17 protein-coding genes are annotated in these 20846 nt (G+C 69.0%); 8 read left to right on the top strand and 9 right to left on the bottom strand.

Annotation, left to right across the window (positions count from 1 at the left end):
• The first annotated feature begins 110 nt into the window (after positions 1–110).
• The 3 genes from AC1DU4_RS23380 to AC1DU4_RS23370 all read left to right on the top strand — a co-directional run bounded on the left by AC1DU4_RS23380 (position 111) and on the right by AC1DU4_RS23370 (position 4693).
• Positions 111–2417: a cytochrome P450 gene (locus AC1DU4_RS23380; RefSeq protein ID WP_477843935.1), complete on the top strand. Its 2307-nt coding sequence runs from the start codon at positions 111–113 to the stop codon at positions 2415–2417.
• Between the two features lie 39 nt (positions 2418–2456).
• Positions 2457–3806 (top strand): MFS transporter, encoded by a 1350-nt coding sequence (locus AC1DU4_RS23375; RefSeq protein ID WP_477843933.1) that lies wholly within the window; start codon positions 2457–2459, stop codon positions 3804–3806.
• Between the two features lie 128 nt (positions 3807–3934).
• Positions 3935–4693, top strand: coding sequence for an alpha/beta fold hydrolase (locus AC1DU4_RS23370; RefSeq protein ID WP_477843931.1), 759 nt, complete (start codon positions 3935–3937; stop codon positions 4691–4693).
• A gap of 18 nt (positions 4694–4711) precedes the next feature.
• Here the strand turns inward: AC1DU4_RS23370 and AC1DU4_RS23365 are convergent, their stop codons facing one another.
• The 4 genes from AC1DU4_RS23365 to AC1DU4_RS23350 form a co-directional block, all read right to left on the bottom strand.
• Positions 4712–5860 (bottom strand): MFS transporter, encoded by a 1149-nt coding sequence (locus tag AC1DU4_RS23365; protein WP_477843929.1) that lies wholly within the window; start codon positions 5858–5860, stop codon positions 4712–4714.
• 67 nt (positions 5861–5927) lie between these two features.
• Entirely contained in the window at positions 5928–7844 is a 1917-nt protein-coding gene (locus AC1DU4_RS23360) for an FAD-dependent monooxygenase (RefSeq protein ID WP_477843927.1), read from the bottom strand.
• Between the two features lie 2 nt (positions 7845–7846).
• Positions 7847–9172 (bottom strand): MFS transporter, encoded by a 1326-nt coding sequence (locus AC1DU4_RS23355; RefSeq protein ID WP_477843925.1) that lies wholly within the window; start codon positions 9170–9172, stop codon positions 7847–7849.
• A 126-nt stretch (positions 9173–9298) separates the two neighbouring features.
• Positions 9299–10234, bottom strand: coding sequence for a LysR substrate-binding domain-containing protein (locus AC1DU4_RS23350; RefSeq protein ID WP_477843923.1), 936 nt, complete (start codon positions 10232–10234; stop codon positions 9299–9301).
• Positions 10235–10366: 132 nt separating this feature from the next.
• Here AC1DU4_RS23350 and AC1DU4_RS23345 point away from each other — a divergent pair, with 132 nt between their 5' ends.
• The gene (locus AC1DU4_RS23345; RefSeq protein ID WP_477843922.1) at positions 10367–12322 is read left to right on the top strand and encodes an acyl-CoA dehydrogenase family protein; all 1956 of its coding nucleotides are present in this window, start codon (positions 10367–10369) and stop codon (positions 12320–12322) included.
• 44 nt (positions 12323–12366) lie between these two features.
• Here the strand turns inward: AC1DU4_RS23345 and hsaA are convergent, their stop codons facing one another.
• On the bottom strand, positions 12367–13533 hold the full coding sequence (gene hsaA, locus AC1DU4_RS23340) for a 3-hydroxy-9,10-secoandrosta-1,3,5(10)-triene-9,17-dione monooxygenase oxygenase subunit (RefSeq protein WP_477843920.1): 1167 nt from the start codon (positions 13531–13533) through the stop codon (positions 12367–12369).
• Between the two features lie 176 nt (positions 13534–13709).
• Here hsaA and AC1DU4_RS23335 point away from each other — a divergent pair, with 176 nt between their 5' ends.
• Genes AC1DU4_RS23335 through AC1DU4_RS23325 form a run of 3 tightly spaced genes read left to right on the top strand, consistent with a single transcriptional unit; the run spans position 13710 to position 15920 of the window.
• Positions 13710–14870, top strand: coding sequence for a 3-ketosteroid-9-alpha-monooxygenase, oxygenase component (locus AC1DU4_RS23335; protein ID WP_477843918.1), 1161 nt, complete (start codon positions 13710–13712; stop codon positions 14868–14870).
• Positions 14871–14886: 16 nt separating this feature from the next.
• The gene (locus AC1DU4_RS23330; protein WP_477843916.1) at positions 14887–15114 is read left to right on the top strand and encodes a hypothetical protein; all 228 of its coding nucleotides are present in this window, start codon (positions 14887–14889) and stop codon (positions 15112–15114) included.
• A 14-nt stretch (positions 15115–15128) separates the two neighbouring features.
• Entirely contained in the window at positions 15129–15920 is a 792-nt protein-coding gene (locus AC1DU4_RS23325) for an SDR family NAD(P)-dependent oxidoreductase (RefSeq protein WP_072843493.1), read from the top strand.
• Positions 15921–16005: 85 nt separating this feature from the next.
• Here AC1DU4_RS23325 and AC1DU4_RS23320 read toward each other — a convergent pair whose 3' ends face one another.
• The gene (locus AC1DU4_RS23320) at positions 16006–16374 is read right to left on the bottom strand and encodes a VOC family protein (RefSeq protein ID WP_477843914.1); all 369 of its coding nucleotides are present in this window, start codon (positions 16372–16374) and stop codon (positions 16006–16008) included.
• Between the two features lie 175 nt (positions 16375–16549).
• Between AC1DU4_RS23320 and AC1DU4_RS23315 the strand changes: the two genes are divergently transcribed.
• Positions 16550–17698, top strand: a complete 1149-nt coding sequence (locus AC1DU4_RS23315; protein WP_477843912.1) for an alpha/beta hydrolase — start codon at positions 16550–16552, stop codon at positions 17696–17698.
• A gap of 59 nt (positions 17699–17757) precedes the next feature.
• Here the strand turns inward: AC1DU4_RS23315 and AC1DU4_RS23310 are convergent, their stop codons facing one another.
• The 3 genes from AC1DU4_RS23310 to AC1DU4_RS23300 form a co-directional block, all read right to left on the bottom strand.
• Entirely contained in the window at positions 17758–18489 is a 732-nt protein-coding gene (locus tag AC1DU4_RS23310) for a flavodoxin family protein (RefSeq protein WP_477843910.1), read from the bottom strand.
• A 68-nt stretch (positions 18490–18557) separates the two neighbouring features.
• Positions 18558–19175, bottom strand: coding sequence for an RBBP9/YdeN family alpha/beta hydrolase (locus AC1DU4_RS23305; protein ID WP_477843937.1), 618 nt, complete (start codon positions 19173–19175; stop codon positions 18558–18560).
• Positions 19176–19195: 20 nt separating this feature from the next.
• Positions 19196–20515: an MFS transporter gene (locus AC1DU4_RS23300; RefSeq protein ID WP_477843908.1), complete on the bottom strand. Its 1320-nt coding sequence runs from the start codon at positions 20513–20515 to the stop codon at positions 19196–19198.
• Positions 20516–20846 lie beyond the last annotated feature (331 nt).

The raw sequence follows: 20846 nt of genomic DNA, 5'->3' as shown, positions 1-20846 counted from the left end.
TCTTGACCCCGAATGTGACCGCGCTTACTCTGTGCGAAGTTCGCTCACCGATACACGATGTGCGCTATTCGTAACTTTGCAGTTCAAGACAGTTCGGAGAAGTCAGAGTCATGAGCCTGTGCCCGATCGACCACACCGCCCTGCAGAACACGGGGTGCCCGGTTTCCGCGAATGCCGCCGCCTTCGACCCGTTCGAGGGCCCGTACCAGGTGGACCCCGCCGCGTCGCTGCGCTGGTCCCGCGACGAGGAGCCGGTGTTCTTCAGCCCCGAAACCGGCTACTGGGTGGTCACCCGGTACGAGGACGTCAAGGCCGTGTTCCGCGACAACATCCTGTTCTCGCCGTCGATCGCACTCGAGAAGATCACCCCGGTATCCGACGAGGCGACGGCGGCGCTCGCGAAGTACGACTACGCGATGTCACGCACCCTCGTGAACGAGGACGAGCCCGCACACATGCCGCGCCGGCGGGTGCTCATGGACCCGTTCACCCCCAAGGAACTCGTCCACCACGAGCCGATGGTGCGGCGCCTCACCCGCGAGTACGTGGACCGCTTCGTCGAGACCGGCCGCGCCGACCTGGTCGACGAGATGCTCTGGGAGGTCCCGCTCACCGTCGCCCTGCACTTCCTCGGTGTGCCCGAGGAGGACATGGACGAGCTGCGCAAGTACTCCATCGCGCACACCGTCAACACGTGGGGGCGGCCCGCACCCGAGGAGCAGGTCGCCGTCGCCGAGGCGGTCGGCAAGTTCTGGCAGTACGCCGGCCAGGTTCTCGAGAAGATGCGCAGGGACCCGTCGGGCCACGGCTGGATGCCGTTCGGCATCCGCATGCAGCAGGAGCAGCCGGACGTCGTCACCGACTCCTATCTGCACTCGATGATGATGGCGGGAATCGTTGCGGCACACGAGACCACGGCCAACGCGTCGGCCAACGCCTTCCGCCTGCTGCTCGAGAACCGCGGCGTCTGGGAGGAGATCTGCGCCGATCCGAGCCTGATCCCCAATGCCGTCGAGGAGTGCCTGCGCCATTCGGGTTCGGTGGCAGCCTGGCGCCGTCTGGTCACCGCCGACACCACGATCGGCGGGATCGACATCCCCGAGGGCTCGAAGCTGCTGATCGTCACGTCGTCCGCGAATCACGACGAGCGGCACTTCGACAACGGTGACGACTTCGACATCCGCCGCGAGAACTCCAGCGACCACCTCACTTTCGGCTACGGAAGCCACCAGTGCCTGGGCAAGAACCTTGCCCGCATGGAGATGCAGATCTTCCTCGAGGAGTTCACCAAGCGTCTGCCGCACATGGAGCTCGTGCCGAACCAGGAGTTCACCTACCTGCCCAACACCTCGTTCCGTGGACCGGACCACGTTCTGGTGCAGTGGGATCCGGCGAAGAACCCGGAGCGCACCGATCCGTCGATACTCGACAACCGCCAGCCGGTCAAGATCGGCGAACCGTCCAAGACCAACCTCTCCCGGACCGTCACCGTCGACGCGATCACCCCGGCCGCCGACGGCGTCGTGCGCGTGACCCTGTCGGATCCGTCGGGCAAGGCGCTGCCGAAGTGGACCCCGGGTTCGCACATCGACGTCGACCTCGGCGACCTGTCCCGGCAGTACTCGCTGTGCGGCGACCCGAACGACCTGTCCACGTACGAGATCGCGGTCCTCGAGGAGCCCGAGAGCCGCGGCGGATCGCGCTACGTGCACCGCACCCTCGAGGCCGGCCACACCCTGAAGATGCGCGGTCCGCGCAACCACTTCAAGCTCGACCCCGACGCCGAGCGCTACGTGTTCATCGCCGGCGGCATCGGCGTCACACCGATCGCCGCGATGGCCGACCACGCGAAGGCCGCCGGCCGGGACTACGAGATCCACTACTGCGGACGCGATGTCGCGACGATGGCACTGCTCGAGCGGCTGACCGCCGACCACGGCGACCGTCTCGCCGTGCACGCGAGCGCCGCCGGCAACCGCCTCGACATCCCGGCCCTGCTCGCGACGCCGGTGGACGGCGCCCAGATCTACTCGTGCGGGCCCGAACGCCTGCTGTCCGCCCTCGAGGAGGCCTGCGCGCACTGGCCCGAGGACTCGCTGCATGTCGAGCACTTCACCTCAAATCTCGCGACCCTGGACCCGGCCAACGAGCACTCCTTCGAGGTGGAGCTCCGCGACTCGGGCCTGACCATCCAGGTCGCTGCCGACCAGACGGTGCTCGACGCCCTGCGGGCGTCGAACATCGACATCCAGAGCGACTGCGAGGAGGGACTGTGCGGATCGTGCGAAGCCCCCGTCCTCGACGGCGAGGTGGATCACCGCGACATGGTGCTCACCAAAGCCGAACGGGCTCAGAACAAGTCGATGATGACCTGCTGCTCCCGCGCGTGTGGCACAAAGGTCACCCTCGCGCTCTGACCCACCTCCCCTCCTCTTCAGCACCCGAAAGGATCCGTCATGGGATCACCGACCGTCATCGAGCCCGCTGTGCCCCCGGGCTCACCTCTGAGTGACCAGCCGTCCAAGTCCAGCTTCAAGCGCGTCCTCACCGGCAGCATGGCCGGCGCCGTGCTCGAGTGGTACGACTTCGCCATCTACGGCATTCTCGCCGCGACAGTCCTCGGCCCGCTGTTCTTCCCCGGCGAGGACGGCATCACGAAGTTGCTGCTGGCGCTGGCCACCCAGGGCCTGGGCTTCGTCGCACGCCCGCTGGGCGGCGTCGTCTTCGGCCACCTCGGCGACAAGTACGGCCGCAAGCCGATGCTCGTCACGACGTTCATCTTGCTGGGCACCGCGACCGCCGCCATCGGCCTGCTGCCGACCTACGACCAGATCGGCATCTGGGCCACTGTCCTGCTCGTCGTGCTGCGCATGATCCAGGGCTTCGCGCTCGGCGGCGAGTTCGGCGCCGCGGTGCTGCTGGTCAGCGAGTACGGCGAACCGAAAAGGCGCGGCTTCTGGGCGTCGTGGCCGCAGGCCGGCGCGCCGATGGGCACGGTCCTCGCGACCGTCGTCGTCTCGGTCCTCGCGTTCTTCCTCGCGGACGACGCGTTCGACAAGTGGGGCTGGCGCGTCGCCTTCCTGTTCGCGATCCCGCTGCTGATCGTCGGCTTCTGGGTGCGCCGCGGCGTGGAGGAGTCGCCGGTCTTCAAGGCCGCGCAGGAGCAGGCCGCCAGGGCCCCGCAGACCGAGGAACGTTCCAGCATCCTCGAGGCGCTGCGCCGCCCGCGGGCCGTCCTGATCGGCCTCGGCATGCGCCTGGGCGAGAACATCGCGTTCTACGTCTACACCGTGTTCGTGATCGCCTACGCCACCACGTATTTCGACTTCCATCGCGGCGACGTCATCATGGCCGTCACGTTCGCCTCCCTGTTCCAGTTCGTCGGCATGATCGGCGGCGGCGCGTGGTCCGACCGGGTGGGCCGCCGGACCGCGATGCTGGTCCCCGCGGTCATCCTCGTGGTGTGGGCACCGGTGTTCTTCTGGCTGGTCCAGCTCGAGAGCCTGCCCATGCTGTGGCTGGGTGTGTGCGTGGGCGCGTTCTTCCACGGCATGCTCGCCGGCCCCGAGGCCGCCTGGATCACGGAGCTGTTCCCGACCCGCTACCGCTACGCCGGTTCGTCGCTGGTGTTCCAGGGCTCGTCGATCATCGCCGGTGCCCCCGCGCCGTTCATCGCGGTCTGGCTGATCGACAACTACGGCGTCGGTATGGTGGTCGGATACCTGGTGGTCACGATGTCGATCACGGTGATCGCACTGCTCTTCAGCCGCGAGACGAAGGGCGTGGACCTCGACGAGGTCCAGTAACCGCGCCGGTTCGTTCGGCAGGACCTGAGCATCCGGGCCCCGGCCCCGCTCCTCACCAGGGACGGGTCGGGGCCCGTCCCGTTCACCACACCGCTACAGACAGATTCGCCGCAGGCAGGAGAAGTTGAATGACCATCGCACACGAGCTCGTCGGCCACGGACCGGTCCGGGTGATCGCACTGCACGGCTGGTTCGGCACCGCCACCGGGTGGGGAATGCTGCCTGATCTGATCGACACCGGTGCTTACACCTACGCGCTGATCGACTACCGCGGCTACGGCGCCCGGGTTGACGAGGCCGGCGAGTTCACGCTCGAGGAGATCTCGGCGGACGCCCTGGCGCTGGCCGACGAACTGGGCTGGGACCGTTTCGCGCTCATCGGACACTCGATGGGCGGCGCCGCCGCGCTGCGCGTGCTCGCCGACGCCCCCGACCGGGTCACCGCGCTGATCGGAATCAGCCCCGTCCCCGCGTCGGGCGTGCCGTTCGACGACGACAGCGCGGCGCTGTTCGGCGGCGCCGAGAACGAGGACGGCAACCGGTACGCAATCCTCGACTTCACGACCGGCAACCGCCAGTCCGCGACGTGGCTGCGTCAGATGACGCAGTTCTCGGTGGACTTCACCTCCCGCCCCGCGTTCGGCGCCTACCTGCGCTCCTGGGCGGGTGCCGATTTCGCGGACCAGCTGCCGCAGACATCCATCCCGGTCAAGACCATTGTCGGGGAGCATGATCCCGCACTCGGTGCCGAGACGATGAAGGCCACGTGGATGGCGCAGTTGCCGCAGTGCGAGCTGGACGTGCTCGCCAACGCCGGGCACTACGCGATGTTCGAGGCCCCGGTCGCGCTCGTCACCAGCATCGAGAAGGTCCTCGCAGACCTGTAGTGACGTATGCGGGGCGGGTCAGCGAGATTCCCTGGCCCGCACCGCGAGACCCGCGATCAGGCAGATGCCCGCAACCGTGCTCAGCACGAGCGGGCTCGCCGACCAGCCCCCGACGTGGGTGGCGACCGCCGCGACCAGCGGCGGACCCACGATCGAACCCATGTTGGAGGCCTGCACCACCAGTCCGTTGACCGGCCCGGTCTCCCGCGACGACGGCGCGGCGCCCGGCACCGCCGCGAACACGGCGGCCGGCAGGTGCCCGCCCATCGTCGCGAACACCACCGCGGCGGCGTACGACAGCGCGAACGGCGACCAACTGGCGTAGATCACGATCGCGGCCGTGCCCATGGACGCCGCGGCGACGGCGATCAGCGTGCCCGGTCGTGCGCCACGGTGCAGCAGCATTCCGGCACTGACGTTTCCGATGATGTTGCCCAGCACCACGAGCGCGGTCGCGGCCGCGGCGGTCGACTCGGCCCGGCCGGCGGCGGCGTACATCGTCGGCAGGAACCCGATCACGGCAAGGTACTGCAGCGAGTAGGTGCCGAAGGCCAGCGCGATCAGCAGGGCCGTCGAGTTACGCCACACGCGTGAGCTTTTCGGCGGCGGTCCGGCGGCGGCGGACGGATCGCACGGCGCCTCCCGAACCCCCACGGCGACCAGCAGCGCGCACGCCAGCAACGCAGCCGCGTTGACCGCCCAGAGGCCGCGCCACCCGATCGCGTCGATCACCGACGGTCCCGTGGCGATCGCGACGAACTGGCCGAGCGGCATGTAGATCCCCCACATGCCGAGGGCGAGTCGGCGGTGGTGCACGCCGGCGGCCGCGCCGATCAGTGCGGGCGACGACACCGCGACCCCCATGAACCCCAGGCCCTCGAGAATCCGGGAGAACAGCAGCACCGGGGTGGACGGGGCGACGGCACCGAGCATCGCGCCCACGGCCAGTACCACCAGGGCCAGCACCAGCATCCGGCGTCGGCCCCACCGGTCGACGAATCCGCCTGCGGCACTGCCGAGCAGCGCGCCGACGAACGTGTACGACGACAGCAGGACCCCCGATGCCGTCAGGCTCATGCCCAGGTCGCCCCGGACCGCCGGCAGCGCGACGATGACCTTGCCGACCTGGCTCGCGGCCAGCACGCCCGCGAGGAGCGCGATCGACACGACACCCCACGCAGACGCGCCCGGGGCCGCCGGCGTGTGCCGTGCGACCCCGGGCGCGGAGAGCTTCTCAGGCACCGACGGAAGCACCCGTGTTCACGTCGACCGGGACGGTGAGCAACGGGTCGGTGGCGGCCGCGATGGCCTCCTCGAACTCGCGCTGTCCCACCTGCGAACCGAGCACCAGCGCGAGGCGGGTCAGGAAGCCCTCGCGGTCGGTCTCGCCCACCTGGTCGAGCGCGTCGGACAGGCCCATCCACACGTTCTCGCGGCGCAACTCCGCCGGATCGATCGCGGGCCCGTTGTCGACCGTCGCCGACGCACCCGCCGGGGCGTTGCCCAGGCTCAGGTGACGGACGACGTCGTCGATGCGTCCGACACCGTCGACGCGGCACAGCAGCACGCCGTCGGGTCGAATTACGAACACCTCGCCGTCGCGGGCACCCAGAGAGGCGGCGACCTGACCCTCGGTGTCGGGGACGACCGCGACCGAGGCGTCGGAGTTGTCCGAGCCGATCAGGATGGCGCGCACCGACTCCGGTGCCAGCGCGCCGGCGAGGGTCGCGGTCGCGGCGGCCAGCGCGGCGGCGTCGACGCGCACGCCCAGTACCGCGAAGCCGTTGCCGCGCAGCACGTTCAGGGACGACTCGCTGCCGTCGGCAACCTGGACCCGACGGTCCTCGACCGGGTCACCGGCGGCGACACCGTCGGCGTCGGCCGGGGTGGGCCAGGTGAGCGGGGAGATCCGCGCATTGGTGGCACTGGACTGGCGCGGGTTGATCAGGTGGCTGAACTCGGGGCGGGTCACCGACAGCGCCAGGATCGCGTCGCGCGTCGTCTGGTAGCCGTGGCTGCCGGGCGACATGATCAGCGTGCTCTTGCCGGCGTTCGCGATGTTCTGCCGCCACGCGTCGTGGCGCTCCACCGAGTACGCCTGCAGCAGTTCCTCTCCGGCGTTGCCGTGGATCACCGATGCCAACTGCCATGCGAGGGTCTCGGCGTCCTCCATGCCCGAGTTGAGGCCCCGCACACCGAAGATCGGCACCAGGTGCGCCGCGTCGCCGGCGAACAGTATGCGGCCGTGCGTGAAGTCCTCCAGCGCCAGCGCGCGAGCACTGTAGAAGCCGTGCCACTCGAGGGTCCACGGCAGATCGTTCTGCAGCCACTCCAGATGCCGCGTGATCCTGTCGCGGATGCGGTCTTCCTGGGTCTCCAGTTCGGCGTCCTCCGACGGGTCGAGCTGGTAGTCGATGCGCCAGATGTTCTTGGGCTGCTTGTGCATGATGATCGTCGAGCCCGGGTTGCTCGGCGGGTCGAACCAGACCATGCGCTCGGCCGGCAGTGCCGACTCCCAGTGGATGTCGGCGATGACATAGCGTCCCGAATAGTTGTTGCCCTGCATGCGGATACCGGCGAGCTCGCGCAGGCGGCTGCGGCCACCGTCGGCGGCCACGACCCAGCGGGCGCGCAAGTGGCGCTGGCCGAAGGCGGTGTCGACCTCGAGGGTCACCTCGTCGTCGGCGCGCAGCACGCCCGCGATGCTGGCGGACCAGTGCAGCGTGATGAGCGGGTTCGCCTCGAGGGTGTCGACCATGATCTGCTCGAACTCCGACTGCGAGACGTTGACCATCGGCGGCCGGACGTCGTGGTCGGCGTTGCGCATCTCGAAGTGCAGCACCTGCTGATCGCGGTAGAAGCTGCGTCCGCCGACCCACGGGAGCACGATCTTCTCGAGCTCGGCCCCGAAGCCGAGCCGCGCCGCGGCCTCGAGACTGTGGCGGGAGATGCAGATGGCGCGACTGCCGAACGAGACCTGATCGGCCGCCTCGAGAATCGTGACGGGGATGCCGCGCTGCGCGAGGCCGAGGGCGGCGGCCATGCCGACGGGTCCGGCGCCGACGACGACGACGGGCAGGGCCTCGTCGGTGGGCGTCATCGACACGAAGTCCGACGCCGAGTACTTCGGGGGCTGGTAGTAGGTCGACATGATCAGACCTCTTCCTGCTCGGACAGACGGGAGGACTCGGTACCGGGCACCTTCAGCACGAGAATGCTGGCGAGGCTGATCAGCGCGATCAGCACGAAGTAGCCGGTGATCGCGAGCGACGTCTCGAAGCTCGCATACAGCGCGGTGGCGATGATCGGTGCGAGGCCGCCGCCGAGGATGGCACCGACCTGGTAGCCGAGGGAGGCACCCGAGTAGCGGATCGCCGGGGGGAACAGCTCCGCGAACAGCGCGGACTGCGGGCCGGCGCAGCAGCCGAGGGTGAAGCCCAGGCCGATCATCGTGACCGCCATGACCGGCAGCACGGCGGTGTCCATCAGCGGGAAGAACACCGCGGCGGCGATCACCAGCGCGATCGAGCTGCGGACGTAGACCGTCCGGCGGCCGAGGGTGTCGGACTTCCACGCGCTGAACGCCATGCCGGCCATCCAGAACGGGCACGATCCGATCAGCAGGAACAGCATCGTGGTCTTGCTGAAGCCGAGGGTCTTCTCGCCGTACTTGAGGACGTAGACCATGTAGGCGTACGCAATGCCGTTGGTGGCGATGAACGTTCCGCCCGCCAGCAGGACCGTCCGCCAGTGCTTGGTGAGGACCTCGACGATCGGCAGTTTGGTCTCCTGCGGCCGGTCCCTTGTCGCCTGGAACTCGTGGCTCTCCTCGAGTCCGAGTCGGATCCACATCGCGACCAGGACGAGAACGGCGCTGAGCAGGAACGGAATCCGCCAGCCCCACGCGGCAAACGTCTCGTCGCTCATGAACGCGGTCAGCGGCAGGTAGACGAGGTTGGCCAGGAGGACGCCGGCCGGGACACCGATCTGCGGCGCCGCTCCGTACAGGCCCTTGCGGCCCTCGGGGGCGTTCTCCGTGGCGACCAGGACCGCGCCGCCCCACTCGCCGCCGACGCCGAGGCCCTGGACGAAGCGCAGCGTCACCAGCAGGATCGGGGCGAACACACCGATCGCGTCATAGTTGGGGAGCACACCGATACCGACGGTCGCGAAACCCATGAGCAGCAACGAGATCACGAGCATCGACTTGCGGCCGACGCGGTCACCGAAGTGGCCCATCACGATGCCACCGATGGGGCGAGCGAGGAATCCGACGGCGAGGGTCGCGAACGCGGCGAGGGTGCCGGCCAGTTCCGAACTTCCGGGGAAGAACTGGCTGCCGAGGACGAGTGCGGCGGCCGTGCCGTAGATGAAGAAGTCGTACCACTCGATCGCGGTGCCGACGAAGCTGCCCAGCGCGGCCTTGCGAGCCCTCTGGTGCAGTGCCTGCGGCGCAGTCGCCGAGACGGTAGCCGTCATGAGTTGGTGCCTTTCACGTCTGGAAGCGCAGGGACGTAGCCACCCGCGCGTGCCGACAAAGCGGCTCGCCGAACATCTTGACCTGGATCACATCGCGTGAAAAGCGCAAGAATCCGAGGTGAATCCTCAGGAAACCTGAGGATTCGGTCCGGCCTCGGCCGCCGCGTAGGCGACGAAGGCCCTGCCCACCCGGCTCAGCAGCGCGTCCTGCGGCCACACGAGAAGAATGTCGACGGCGGCCAGGGGCGGGTGCACGTCGGGCCGGACCACCACCCCCAGGCCCTCGTAAGTGACGTCGAGCTGGGGACGCTGGATCAGCAGCGTCCAGCCCAGCCCGCGACCCACGAGGGCGCGCGCAGTCTCGAAGTTCTTCGGCCTGAACCGCACCTGCGGCGTGARCCCGGCCTGGCTGCACATGTGCAGCGCGTGGAACGAGCTCGGTGGCGCGTCGAGCAGCACCATCGGCTCGTCGGCCAGCGCCGCGAGTTCGAGCACCGGCTCGTCCGCGAGCCGGTGCTCGGGGGGCAACACGATCGTGGGCTGACGCGTGTCGATGCGGGCGCGGCGCAGCGCGGGCGGCAGATCCAGGTCGTAGACGATCGCGAGGTCGAGCTCACCGGACAGCATCCGCTGCGCGAGCCGATCCTGGGTGTCCTCCACGAACTCGACCGTGACCTCGGGGTGCAGCTTGTTGAACTCGAAGAGCAGCCGCGGCAGCAGGGTCGGACCCAGCGAGGAGTAGCAGCCGATGGCGAGCGGCCCGGTCAGCACGCCCTCGGCCCCGGAAGCCTCGGCCGCGAGGTCCCCCGCCTGCTCGAGGAGCGCCTTCGCTCGCATCACGACGCGCTCACCGGTCGGGGTGAGCTGGACCCCGTGCGCGCGCCGCCGCACGCAGAGCTGCGCGCGAAGCCCGCGTTCGAGTTCGGTGACCGCGAGGGAGACCGCCGACTGCGAGATGTGCAACCGGTCGGCCGCCGCCCGGATGGTGCCGGTCTCGGCGACGGCCACGAACACGTACAGCTGGCGCAGTGTGTACGCCGGCGGTCTAGCCGAACTGGCCATCGTTACCTCCCGGCCGATTCTCCCACCCCCGGGCCCGCCGGACCTGCCGGGCCGAACGGGGGGTTGTCGGTGACGCGGCCCGGGGGAATACTCGCCAGTAGGTTCTCCGATCGCCCGTCGAGGAGGCGGATCATGGTTGCACCGGTCCAGGTCACGGAAGAGCAGGCCCGCGCGGTCGCGGAGGAAGCCCGGGAGAGTGGCTGGGACAAACCGTCCTTCGCCAAGGAGCTGTTCCTCGGCAGGTTCCGACTGGACCTGGTGCACCCGTTCCCGCGGCCCGCCCCCGAGGAGGACGCGCGGACCGATCGCTTTCTCGCCGAGCTCACCGAATACTGTGCGGGCCTTGACGGTTCGGTGATCGAACGGGAGGCCCGAATCCCCGACGAGTACGTCCGCGGACTCGTCGAGCTCGGCTGCTTCGGGCTGAAGGTGCCACCGGAGTACGGCGGTCTCGGCCTGTCCCAGGTGGCCTACAACCGGGTGCTGATGCTCGTGGCCTCCGTGCACCCGAGCCTCGGCGCGCTGATCTCCGCACACCAGTCGATCGGCGTGCCGGAGCCGCTGAAACTGGCCGGCACCGACGCCCAGAAGCGAGAGTTCCTGCCCCGGTGCGCCAGGGGTGCGATCTCGGCGTTCCTGCTGACCGAGCCGGACGTCGGTTCCGACCCGGCACGGATGGCCTCGACCGCCACCCCGACCGCCGACGGCGAGGCCTACCTGCTCGACGGCGTCAAGCTCTGGACCACCAACGGCGTGGTCGCCGAGCTCCTGGTGGTGATGGCGCGGGTGCCGCGCAGCGAGGGCCACCGCGGCGGCATCTCCGCGTTCGTGGTCGAGGCGAACGCGCCCGGCATCACGGTCGAGCGCCGCAACGCCTTCATGGGTCTGCGGGGCATCGAGAACGGCGTCACCCGCCTGCACCAGGTGCGGGTGCCGCGGGAGAACCTGATCGGCCGGGAGGGCGACGGCCTCAAGATCGCGTTGACCACCCTCAACGCCGGGCGCCTGGCGATCCCGGCGATGTGCGCGGCCGCCGGGAAGTGGTCGCTGAAGATCGCCCGGGAGTGGTCCGGGCAGCGGGTGCAGTGGGGCCGGCCGGTCGGCCTGCACGGCGCGGTGGCCGCCAAGATCTCCTTCGTCGCGGCCACCACCTACGCGCTCGAGTCGGTGCTCGAGCTGTCCGGCCAGATGGCGGACGAGGGCCGCAACGACATCCGGATCGAGGCGGCTCTGGCCAAGCTGTGGGCCAGCGAGATGGGTTGCCTGATCGCGGACGAACTGGTCCAGATCCGCGGCGGGCGCGGCTACGAGACGGCGGACTCGCTGGCCGCGCGCGGCGAACGCGCGGTCCCCGTCGAACAACTGCTGCGGGACCTGCGGATCAACCGGATCTTCGAGGGCTCGAGTGAGATCATGCGGCTGCTGGTCGCCCGGGAGGCGGTCGACGCGCACCTGACCGCGGCGGGCGACCTCGCGGACCCGAAGTCGGACCTGCAGCACAAGGCGAAGGCCGCCCTCGGCGCCAGCGGGTTCTACGCGAAGTGGCTGCCGCACCTGGTCTCCGGAAAGGGACAACTACCCAACTCGTACGGCGAGTTCGACACGCTCGCAACACATCTGCGGTTCGTCGAGCGCAACGCACGCAAGCTGGCCCGCTCCACCTTCTACGGGATGGCCCGCTGGCAGGCGGGGATGGAACAGCACCAGCAGTTCCTCGGCCGAGTGGTGGACATCGGCGCCGAACTGTTCGCGATGTCCGCCACCTGCGTGCGGGCCGACATGCAGCGGCGCGAGGAGGCCGCCGACGTCGGCGCCGCGGCCTACGAGCTCGCGCACGCGTTCTGTCAGCAGTCCCGACTGCGGGTGGACCGGTTGTCCGCGGCGCTGTGGGACAACACCGACGAGGTCGACCGGACCCTGGCCGCGTCGGTCCTCGGCGGCCGCTACACCTGGCTCGAGGCCGGGGTGCTGGACCAGAGTGAGGGCACCGGGCCGTGGATCGCCGAGTGGGCCCCGGGCGCCTCGACGGAGGAGAACGTCGCACGGCGGGTCGAGGCGTCGGCCGCCGAACCCGCGGCCGGGGAGTGACCGCCGGCGGATCATGTTGCCCCGGGAACGCGCGGCCCCCGGCGTCAGACCATGTTGTCCTCGATCGGCAGTCCGAACGCGCCTCGCCCGTAGAGCTCGAGCGCGCGCTCGGTGTCGTTGGCGACGTGCACGCCGCCGGCGTGGGCGTCGCGCCACGCCCGTTCGATCGGGTTGCCGCGGTCCAGGGACTGACCGCCCGCGGTCTTGAACAGCTTCTCCATCGCGTCGAGGGCACGCTCGGTGCCGAGCACCTGGTCGCGCCGCGCCCGCAGCCGCAGCCGCATCGGGATCTCCTCGCCGGCGGCGGCCGCGTCGTACAGCTCCCGGATGTTGCGGTCCATCTGCAGGATCGAGGCATCGATCTCGGAGGCCGCCCGGGCCACCGTCACCTGCGCGTACCTGGTCTCGGCGAACCGGCCGCCGCCCAGGCTCAGCCGCACCCGGTCCCGCATGGTCGCCAGGTACGTCTCGTAGCAGCCGGCCACCACCCCGACCACCGGCGAGGCGATCGCCGTGGTGAACACCGCCGCGAACGGGATCCGGTACAGCGGACCGGTGTTGACCTCCTGGCCCGGCCCACGCAGCTGCGAGAACTCGAAGTTGCGCATCACCCGGTGTGCCGGCACGAACACCGAATCGACCGCGATCTCGTTGCTGCCGGTGCCCCGGAGTCCGACCGTGTCCCAGATGTCGCGGATCTCGTAGTCCGCGCGCGGCACCAGCATGGTGGTGAAGTCGACGGTCTCGCCCTTCGCCCCTACCAGCACGCCTCCCAGCAACGCCCAGTCCGCATGGTCCACGCCGGAGGAGAACCGCCACACCCCGGAGACCTCGTACCCGCCGGCGACCGGCGTCATCGTGCCGACCGGGGCGTACGACGAACAGATCAGGGTGTCCGGGTTCTCGCCCCACACCTCCGCCTGTGCCCGGTCCGGGTAGAGCGCGAGATGCCACGGGTGCACGCTGAGCACGGAGGCCACCCAGCCGGTGGACCCGCAGGCGCCGGACAACGCGCGGACCGTCTCGAAGAAGTGGACCGGATCGGACTCGGTGCCGCCGTACCGAACCGGCTGCAACATTCGAAACACGCCGGCGTCGGTCAGTGCACGAATGGTCTGCACTGGGATCCGCCGGGCTTCTTCCGTTGCCCTGGCGTCATCCGCGATGCCCGGAAGAAGGTCACGAACAGCCTCGAGAACCTCGTTGTCCATGTCAACAGATCTTATCGGCGACCCCGGGGCGCCCGAACGGCGCACTCGGCCAGGAGGTCCCGGCCAGTGAGATCGGGCGAAAACCCCGTGACCGCCCTCACTAGCGTCGCCGACAACGATCGCCAATGGTCTTTCGCCGCAGCCCAGGCGGCATCGCTCGAAGGGATGGAACAACCGTGACCACCACGCAGTCCGCAGACGATGAGATCCGCGTCATCGACACCGGCGCCGCACCGAGCAGGTTCGCGCGAGGCTGGCACTGCCTCGGCCTCGCCAAGGACTTCCGCGACGGCAAGCCGCACGGCGTCGAGGCCTTCGGCGGCAAGCTGGTGGTCTTCGAGGACAGCGAGGGCAAGCTCAGCGCCCTCGACTCGTACTGCCGCCACATGGGTGGCGACCTCAGCCAGGGCAGCATCAAGGACGGTTCCGTCGCCTGCCCGTTCCATGACTGGCGCTGGGGCGGCAAGGGCAAGTGCACCGGCATCCCCTACGCCCGCCGCGTCCCGCCGCTGGCGCGCACCCGATCCTGGACCACCCTCGAGCAGGACGGCCTGCTGTTCGTCTGGCACGACGCCGAGGGCAAGGCCCCGGGCGAGCAGGACATGTACATCCCCCGGATCGAGGGCGCGCTGTCCGACGAGTGGTCCGACTGGGTCTGGTACACCACCGAGGTCGACACCAACTGCCGCGAGATCGTCGACAACATCGTCGACATGGCGCACTTCTTCTACGTGCACTACTCGTTCCCGACGTACTTCAAGAACGTCTTCGAGGGCCAGGTCGCGAGCCAGTTCATGCGCGGCACCGCCCGCGAGGACGCCCGCCCGCACGCCGCCGGCACCCCCAAGATGGTCGGCAGCCACTCGGACGCGTCGTACTTCGGTCCGTCGTTCATGATCGACGACCTGACCTACGAGTACGAGGACCACAACGTCGAGTCCGTTCTCCTCAACTGCCACTACCCCGTCAGCCCCGACAAGTTCGTGCTGATGTACGGCATCATCGTCAAGAAGTCCGAGAAGTTCCAGGGCGAGGCGGCCACGGAGATGGCCGCCAACTTCGGCACCTTCATCGCCAAGGGCTTCGAGCAGGACATCGAGATCTGGAAGAACAAGACCCGGATCGAGAACCCGCTCCTGTGCGAGGAAGACGGCCCGGTCTACCAGCTGCGCCGCTGGTACGAGCAGTTCTACGTGGACGCCGCCGACGTGCAGCCGGAGATGGTGGATCGGTTCGAACACGAGATGGACACCTCCAAGGCCGTCGCGTCCTGGCGCAAGGAAGTGGACTCGAACCTCGAGCAGAAGGCGCGGGAGAATGCAGCCGCTGGCGTGTGAACGGTGCGGGGCCTGCGTGCAGGTCCAGAAGCACAGCTGGGAGCACACCGCGGTGCAGTGGAACGAGGCCGCCCAGCAGGCGTGCCGGGAGATCCACACCTGGGAAGGCCGGGAAGGCCGTCCGGGCGCACCGGTGATGCGGTGTGAGTCGCTGACCGCGTCGATCCACACCGCGGCGGTCGAGGGTCGACTCGCCGTCACCGACGAGGACCCCGTGCCCGCCCCCCAGATCGCCGACCACTGACGAAAAGGACCGACATGATCGACAAGAACCAGTACGGCCCGTGGGCCGTCATCGCCGGCGGCTCCGAGGGCGTCGGTGCGGCCTTCGCCGACGAGCTGGCGCAGGCCGGCCTGAACCTCGTGCTGATCGCCCGCAAGCCGGGCCCGCTCGAGGAGACCGCGGAGAAGGTCCGCGCGCACGGGGTGGAGGTCCGCACGCTGTCGCTGGACCTGCTGGCCGCCGACGCGATGGATCAGGTCCGGGCCGCGACCGACGACGTCGAGGTCGGCCTGATGATCTTCAACGCCGGCGCGAACAGCTACGGTCACGAGTTCGTCACCGGCGACCTCGACGGTTTCCGTGGCGTCATCGACCTGAACATCACCCGCCAGCTCGAACTCTCGCACCACTTCGGCGCGAGGATGAAGGACCGCGGTCGCGGCGGCGTCATGCTGCTCGGCTCGCTGGCCGGCTACATGGGCTCCGAGCACCAGAGCATCTACGCGGCGTCGAAGGCGTTCAGCCGGGTGTTCGCGGAGAGCCTGTGGCTCGAGCTCGAGCCGCACGGCGTGCATGTCGTCGAGCTGATCCTCGGCGTCACCCGCACCCCGGCGATGGTGCGCGCGGGCCTGAACTTCGACATCCCAGGCATGCTCGTCGCCGAGCCCGAGGACGTCGCCAGGGAAGGCCTCGAGCACCTGGCCGACGGCCCGGTGTGGGTGGCCGGCGGCAACTACGAGGCCGCCGAGAAGCGCAGCGGCTTCCCCCGTGACCGGATGGTCAAGGGCGCGGCCGAGGCCATGCGCAAGCTGCTCAACCGCAAGTAGCACCCCCCGAACCGCCTGGATCAGATCGTGGCCGCACCCCCTACCGGGTGCGGCCACGATCGTCTGCGGCCACCACCGGGCCGCGCTACGGCCTGGTGAGGATCTCCATGAAGTGGCCCGACGGGTCCTCGAAGTAGACGCCGCGGCCCCCGTTGTGGGTGTTGACCTCCCCGCGCACCGACCGCCCTGGGTCGGCCCAGTGGTCGAGACCGCGCTCCACGATCCGGCCGTAGACGGCGTCGAACTGGTCCTCGCTGACGTGGAAGGCATAGTGCTGGGACTGCACCTCGTCGAGCGGACCGTCGAAGTCCAGGGTGACGTCGTTGTCGAGGCGCACCGAGAGGAACACCCCGGTCGGCACCGCGTCCGGGAGCCCGAACAGGTCGGTGAAGAACGCCGCCGAGCGGTCCCGGTCCTTCGCGTAGACGATCGTGTGGTTGAACGAGGTGGACATGGCGGCCCCCTGTCGGTGCGACGGTGCCTCCAGCCTGCCGCGCGCGCCGGGCGGCGGCAACCGCGACCGTGTCCGGTCACACAAACGCAGTTCGTCGGATTTGTCGTGGTACCCGGGGTGGCCACGGTACCTTCGGGCCAATTCAACTTGGATCTTTCGTGGGGGAAGTTCTGTCATGTGGAGTTCAGTCTCGGGGCGCTCGGTGCGCCGCACCATCCAAACGGGGATCCTCGGCGTCTCGGTCGCGTCGCTCGTCGCGCTGCCGATGGGTCCCGCGGCGGCCGCGCCCGACACCGGGAGCGCCGGCAGTTCGGGCGGCAGCCTCGGCAGCGTGTTCGGCAGTTCCGACGGGGGCAGCGTCAGCGCCGGATCGACGATTCCCGGTCCGCTCCAGAACGAGCACCCACCGCTGCCGCCGCTCCGCGACGACATCACCACCGCGGCGATCGTCGGCGAGGAGAACAAGACCGATCAGCTGGTCCGCTTCACGGTGGCCTCGCCGGCGATGCGACGCGACATCGGGGTGGAAGTCCTTCTGCCGAAGGACAACTCCGTTCCGCGGCCGTCGATTTACGCGCTCGAGGGCGTGGACGCCGGGGAGGACACCAGCGGCTGGGTCACCATCGGCGGCGCTCCGCAGTTCTTCGCGGACAAGAACGTCAATGTCGTGATGATCAACGGCGGCGTGTCCGGCATGTACACCGACTGGGACAGAATCGATCCGGGCGTCGGCCTGCACAAGTGGGAAACCTTCATCACCAAGGAACTGCCGCCGTTGCTCGACGCACGCCTGAAGACCAACGGCGTCAAGTCACTGATGGGCGCCTCTATGGGGGCGCAGGGCGCGATGATGCTCGCCCATCGGTACCCCGAGATGTACCGCGGCATTGCGGTGTTCAGCGGTTGCTACTCGACGAAGGACGACGTGGGACGCCTCAGCGTGCAGGCGACGGTGTCCTCGCGCGGCGGCGACCCGGCGAACCTCTGGGGCGAGGTCGGCGGACCGCGGTGGGCCGAACACGACTCGGTACGCAACGCGGAAGCACTGCGCGACAAGGACATCTACGTCTCGGTGGCGTCGGGCGCACCGGGCCGGTACGAGACCCCCGACATCGCCAACTACACCGAGCGGGTGGTGGTGGGCGGATCCATCGAGGCGATGGCGAACATCTGCACCCGCAAACTGCAGTCCGAACTGAAGGACCTGCGCATTCCGGCGACGTTCGACTTCGAGGCGACGGGCACCCACGCCTGGGCCTACTGGGTGGACCAGTTGCCCAAGGCCTGGCCGACGCTGGCCCGCTCGCTCGGCATGCCCGCCTGACCGAGAACCTCACGGACACCCGGTGGCCGCACTCCTCACGGGGCGCGGCCACCGCCTTGTCAGCGGTAGTCGGGATTGGCGAAGCTCGGGTGACACCCGGCATCCCACAGTGAGCGCTGGTTCCCGTACGCGGGAATACCGCCCTCGCGACGGAGCATCGCGGCCAGGTGCATCAGGTTGTACGTCATGAATGTCGTGTTGCGATTGGTGAAGTCGTTGTCGGGTCCGCCCGAACCCTCGTCCAGGTACGACGGCCCCGGCCCGGCCTCCCCGATCCAGCCGGCATCGGCCTGTGGCGGGATCACGTAGCCCAGGTGCTGCAGGCTGTAGAGCACGTTCATCGCGCAGTGCTTGACGCCGTCCTCGTTCCCGGTGATCAGGCAGCCGCCCACCCGCCCGTAGTACGCATACTGCCCCTTGTCGTTGAGGATCGACGAGCACCCGTACAGCCGCTCGATCACCCTCTTCATCACGGAGCTGTTGTCTCCCAGCCAGATCGGTCCGGCCAGCACCAGGATGTCCGCGGCCACGATCCGCTCGTAGAGCCGAGGCCACTCGTCACTCGGCCAGCCGTGTTCCGTCATGTCGGGGTAGACGCCGGTCGCGATGTCGTGGTCGACCGCCCTGATCTGGTCCACCGCCACCCCGGCGCCACGCATCAACTCGACGCTGCGGTCGATCAGCCCCTGCGTGTGGCTGCGCTCCGGCGAGCGTTTCAACGTGCAATTCACGTAGACCGCCAGCACCCCCTCGAACCTGGGTGCCGGATCCGATACCGACGGACTGGCCATGTCGAGACTCCTCCCAGAGGTGGACCCGACTCCTCACGATATGCGCCGGCGCAGCCGGAGAGAAGGCCTCACCGTCCCGGCGCGCCAACCGATCCGGCCAGGATCTCGGCCGGCCGCGCGGCGTGGCGGACCAGATCCCCGAGCAGCTCGCGCCCCTGCGGCAGCGGCCCGTGCCCGGATGCGGGATTGAGATGGCCCACCTCGCCCAGTACCACCAGCCGGCTACCCCAGTCACGCGCCATCCCGACGACGCGCCCGTACGCCGCGAGCGGATCGTTGGTACTGGCCGCCACCAGGGACGGGAAGGGCAGCTGTTCACGCGGTGTGGGCAACCAGCCGTTGTCCGCCAACGCCTCCGGGCTCGGATGGCCCGCGGGCAGGGGTACGTCCGGGTCCGGAGGACAGACCAGCAGTGCGCCCTGAATCGGCCGGCGGTGCTGCTGCGCCCAGTGCACGGCGATCAGCGCACCCGCGCTGTGCGCGACCAGGAACACCGGACCGGACAACCCGGCCAGCACCTTGTCGAGGGCGGCAACCCGCGCGTCCCGGCTCAGACCGTCCCGCTCGAGCGGAGGCACCGTGACCACGCCGTCCAGCTCCGTCGCCAGCAGGGTCTGCCAGTGATCCTCCACGTGGCCCCGTAGTCCCGGGACCATCACGAAGGTCGGCGGCTTGGCGTCCGCCATCGTCAACGCCGGTTCCACTCTCAGTGCGATGAACGTGCCGACAGTTCGGCAAGGATGCGCAGGCCTGCGGGATAGGTCGTCTTGCCGACCACCAGCGCGGCAATCGCCAGCAGGTAGACCAGCGCGGCGAGCTGCAGGCCCGAGGCCAGCCCGAATCGGTCGGCCAGCATCCCGACGATCATGGGACCCAACGCCAGCCCCAGCAGGCTGTTGGCCAGCGTCAGCGTGCCAAGTCCCGTGGCCCGCACCGAGGCGTGAGTCAGGCTGGCGACCATGGCGGTCGCCGGACCGGAGGAGCCCGCCGAGAAGAATGCGCCGACCGCCATCAGTCCGAGCTGGACCGGACCGTTGTCGATGCCGAAGGCGATACCGAACGAGGTCATCGCGATGAGGCAGTAGGCGATGGCACTGGTCCACTTGCGGCCGCCGTCGAACTTGCTGACCCGGTCGGTGATCATCCCGCACAGCACCATGCCGGCGCCGATGAACAGGACGAAGAACGAGGCGACCGCGCCTGCCCTGTCGGGCTCCATGCCGTAGTAGCGGTTGAAGAAACTGGGCAGCCACGCCAACAGACTGGCGGACATGAACAGCTGCAGACCGCTGCCCGCGTAGGCGCACAGCACCGCGGTGCTGCTGAACAGGCTCCGGAACGGGGCTCGATAGCCGGGCTGCGCCTCGACACCCTCCTCCGGCTCGTCGGTCGAGTACCGCCCGAGCCTCTCCTCGGTGACGGCGGCCCGGAAGGCCGCGGCCAGGACGAGACCGAGCACCGCCATCGCGACGAACGACCAGCGCCAACCGAACTGAACGGCGATGAACCCGCCGAGGCCGACGCCCACCACCGAGCCGAACGAGCCGCCGGCCATGAAGGCGCCGCCGATACTCGACCGCATGTGCGGCGCGAAGACACTCATCACCAGGGCAATGCCGACACTGCCGTAGGCGGCCTCGCCGATGCCGACCAGGAACCGGGCGCCGAGCATCTGCCCGTAGCTGGTGGCGATCGCGCACAGCAAAGTCGCCAGGCTCCACAGCACCGCCATCAGCACCAGGCTCTTCACCCGTCCCCAACGGTCGGCCAGGATCGAGATCGGCAGCGTCAGCAGCCCGACCATCAGCGCCACGACGCTGGTGAGCGATGCCAGTTGCGAATCCGAGAGCGCCCATTCGGTCTTCAGGTAGGGGAAGACCGCACTGAGGACCTGGCGGGACATGTAGTCCGACAGCAGCAGACCGAATGCCAGGACGAACACGATCCAGGGATAGAACCGGGTCCTGGGCCGACCGGTCTTGCGATCGGTGCCGGGAACCTCCGGCGCGGTGGTGCTCAGAGTCACGGCTTCTCCTCTGGTCGGACTGAAAGACGGCGATGCGATCAGCCTCGGATGCGGAAGCCTGATGCGGCGGTCGGCGACGCGGCCGACCAGCGTGGACGATCGACGTTCGCTCCACCGCCCACGGAGCGAGCGGCACCAAAATTCAGCACCACTCTGTGATGCGGACAACATTAGGGGCAAAATGCGATCCGCACTTAGCTGATCGGGACGTCGTTCTTACCAGTTGGGGACAGCGTGACCGTTAACCCACACATTTCTCGTGGAACAGAACGAGAATGCGCGGGCCGATGGGGTGGAAGTGAAACCTGGGGCGCGCCGGACAACCCTGTCC

This window comes from Rhodococcus sp. P4_F5, assembly GCF_056401315.1.
This window is presented reverse-complemented; position numbering and strand designations above follow the sequence as displayed.

Coding starts and splice junctions, on each gene's coding strand:
- AC1DU4_RS23380 (WP_477843935.1), top strand. CDS start 111: ATGAGCCTGTGCCCGATCGACCACACCGCCCTGCAGAACACGGGGTGC.
- AC1DU4_RS23375 (WP_477843933.1), top strand. CDS start 2,457: ATGGGATCACCGACCGTCATCGAGCCCGCTGTGCCCCCGGGCTCACCT.
- AC1DU4_RS23370 (WP_477843931.1), top strand. CDS start 3,935: ATGACCATCGCACACGAGCTCGTCGGCCACGGACCGGTCCGGGTGATC.
- AC1DU4_RS23360 (WP_477843927.1), bottom strand. CDS start 7,844: ATGTCGACCTACTACCAGCCCCCGAAGTACTCGGCGTCGGACTTCGTG.
- AC1DU4_RS23355 (WP_477843925.1), bottom strand. CDS start 9,172: ATGACGGCTACCGTCTCGGCGACTGCGCCGCAGGCACTGCACCAGAGG.
- AC1DU4_RS23345 (WP_477843922.1), top strand. CDS start 10,367: ATGGTTGCACCGGTCCAGGTCACGGAAGAGCAGGCCCGCGCGGTCGCG.
- hsaA (WP_477843920.1), bottom strand. CDS start 13,533: ATGGACAACGAGGTTCTCGAGGCTGTTCGTGACCTTCTTCCGGGCATC.
- AC1DU4_RS23325 (WP_072843493.1), top strand. CDS start 15,129: ATGATCGACAAGAACCAGTACGGCCCGTGGGCCGTCATCGCCGGCGGC.
- AC1DU4_RS23320 (WP_477843914.1), bottom strand. CDS start 16,374: ATGTCCACCTCGTTCAACCACACGATCGTCTACGCGAAGGACCGGGAC.
- AC1DU4_RS23315 (WP_477843912.1), top strand. CDS start 16,550: ATGTGGAGTTCAGTCTCGGGGCGCTCGGTGCGCCGCACCATCCAAACG.
- AC1DU4_RS23310 (WP_477843910.1), bottom strand. CDS start 18,489: ATGGCCAGTCCGTCGGTATCGGATCCGGCACCCAGGTTCGAGGGGGTG.
- AC1DU4_RS23305 (WP_477843937.1), bottom strand. CDS start 19,175: ATGGCGGACGCCAAGCCGCCGACCTTCGTGATGGTCCCGGGACTACGG.